General features: G+C 50.1%; 3 protein-coding genes and 1 pseudogene. 1 reads left to right on the top strand and 3 read right to left on the bottom strand.

The window, feature by feature from the left end; genetic code table 11:
* The coding region (locus tag LKO28_RS15315; RefSeq protein ID WP_227695905.1) for an rRNA adenine N-6-methyltransferase family protein at positions 1-198 on the top strand (198 nt) is incomplete at its 5' end.
* 234 nt (positions 199-432) lie between these two features.
* Here the strand turns inward: LKO28_RS15315 and LKO28_RS15310 are convergent.
* The 3 genes and pseudogenes from LKO28_RS15310 to LKO28_RS15300 form a co-directional block, all read right to left on the bottom strand.
* Positions 433-531, bottom strand: a pseudogene (locus tag LKO28_RS15310) (LysR family transcriptional regulator); the annotation flags it as partial.
* A 27-nt stretch (positions 532-558) separates the two neighbouring features.
* Positions 559-1,782: a chloramphenicol/florfenicol efflux MFS transporter FloR gene (floR, locus tag LKO28_RS15305; protein ID WP_014053560.1), complete on the bottom strand. Its 1,224-nt coding sequence runs from the start codon at positions 1,780-1,782 to the stop codon at positions 559-561.
* The coding region (locus LKO28_RS15300; RefSeq protein WP_227695903.1) for an alpha/beta fold hydrolase at positions 1,775-2,123 on the bottom strand (349 nt) is incomplete at its 5' end. The genes LKO28_RS15300 and floR, both read right to left, overlap by 8 nt.

Below are 2,123 nucleotides of genomic sequence, written 5' to 3'. Positions count from 1 at the left end.
TCCTGTCTGTTAGAGAAACCTGATTTATCTGTAAAAACAGCTTTAAAGTCGATTTTCAGGAAAAGTCAGGTCAGGTCAATTTCGGAAAAATTCGGTTTAAACCTTAATGCTCAAATTGTTTGTTTGTCTCCAAGTCAATGGGTAAACTGTTTTTTGGAAATGCTGGAAGTTGTCCCTGAAAAATTTCATCCTTCGTAGTTCAAAGTCGGGTGGTTGTCAAGATGATTTTTTTGGTTTGGTGTCGTCTTTTAAGCTGCCGCATAACGGGAAACGCATTGGCGAAGTGGCGGATAAATTGAACCGAAAGTTCAATTTAGCAGTGACGTAGCCGATGTGTTTCCACAGAAGCTAAATTATTAAAAAAAAGCTGAATGTGGGACACATTCGGCGGAATAAAAAGCACAAAAGTTGAATTTTGAACTTAACCCGCCATTTTGCCAATGCGATGTTGAACTGAACAAGGGAAATGAGCGGTATCCTGCCAGACAGGATACCGACATTCACGAGGTTTCGATGGTTAGTGCGCCGCATCGGAGCGGGCCTGCTACCAGTCGTCGGTTAGACGACTGGCGACTTCTCGGTGGCAGCCCCACGGAGCCGAAGGAGCACCAGCCCCAACGAAACCAGTACCGCCATCGCCGTGGCGTAACAGATCACGGGCCACGCTGTGTCACCGTTTAAAAGTGCCACCGCCAATGTCCCGACAATGCTGACTATCAGGCTTTGAACGCAGAAGTAGAACGCGACCGCTGATCCCGCGATGTCGTCGAACTCTGCCAAAGCGCCGTTCGCGGTAACGGACACCGTGAAGACAATACCGACCGCGACAACCCACATCGGTAGGATGAAGGTGAGGAATGACGGCGAGCCGTAAAGTTCGCCGATCCCCAACAGGACCGCTCCGCAAACAAGCAACGCCATCCCACGCGCCACGCATCCTGCGATGCCCCATCTGGCGACAAAGGACTTCGCGAAACGGGTTGTCACGATCATTACAAGCGCGACAGTGGCGAAGGCAAAGCTGAATCCGATCTCGGAATATTCCGCTTGGCCTATGAGCACACGGGGAGCCGTCGAGAAGAAGACGAAGTAGGTGCCCATACCGGCGCTAAAGCCGACAGTGTAAACCCAAAAAGCCGGACTCGCGAAGATCGGCAAGACAGATCGGCGCGTCTTGACTTGATCCAGAGGGCGGGTTTCGTGCCACCTGAAACCCGCATTTAGGAGTGCGAGCATCGCCAGTATAGCCAAAGTAATGAATATCGCCTGCCATCCCAAGAACTCGCCGATCAATACTCCGGCGATAGGGCCGAGCGCAGGCACGAACGCCAGCATCGAACTGAAAAGGCCGTAGATGACGACACCCTCAGGACGGTTGGCATAAACGTCGCGAACCGTCGCGAACGTCGCCACCAGCATGGCCGACGCGCCCACTGCTTGAAGTAGACGGAAAGCGACAAAGGCCGGTGCAGTTGAAGACCAAGCTGCTCCCAGAGACGCAATGACGAAAGCCGTTGCGCCCGCAAGTAGAATTGGCCGTCGCCCGATTCTGTCTGAGAGCGGACCAAAAATCACCTGGCCCACGCCGAGCATCACCATATAGAGGCTCAACGTGAGTTGGATCATAGCGGGCGTCGTGTTCAGGATGCCGGGCATCGCTGGAACGACAGGGAGATAAATATCCATCGCCAGTGAAGCGAGGATGTCGAAAGGAGCCATCAGCAGCAGTGCTGCCGGCAGCGTATAGGCCCACGCGGGGCGTTGTTTTTGTTTATCAGTCATTTATGTGTTTTTCTATTCCATCAATAATTGATTTCCAATCATCAACGTGTAATTCGTGTCCTGTACCTTCAAGGGTGATTAGATTTGAACCTTTTATTTTTTCTAGTAAAAAACCTGCATTCTTATAATGCCAAATTTTGTCGTCTGTTCCGTGGATAATTAAGGTGGGTTGTTTGATTTCGTTTAATCTGTTCCAATATTCTTCACCACCACCACCTTGCGATGCAGCGTGATTGAACATACTTATATAATTGTTGGCTCTATTGAACTCAGCTCTTATCAGTTTTTCACTTCTTTGTTTGTCAAATTGTTTCTTGCCACTCATTAATTCTGCACCCTGA

It is taken from the genome of Sphingobacterium sp. FBM7-1 (genome assembly GCF_020687765.1).
Taxonomy (GTDB): domain Bacteria; phylum Bacteroidota; class Bacteroidia; order Sphingobacteriales; family Sphingobacteriaceae; genus Sphingobacterium.
Note: the sequence above shows the minus strand (reverse complement) of the source record. Positions and strands in the feature narration are given on the sequence as shown.

What these genes read in the sequence shown, in the direction of transcription:
- floR (WP_014053560.1), bottom strand. Translation starts at nt 1,782, where the DNA reads ATGACTGATAAACAAAAACAACGCCCCGCGTGGGCCTATACGCTGCCG.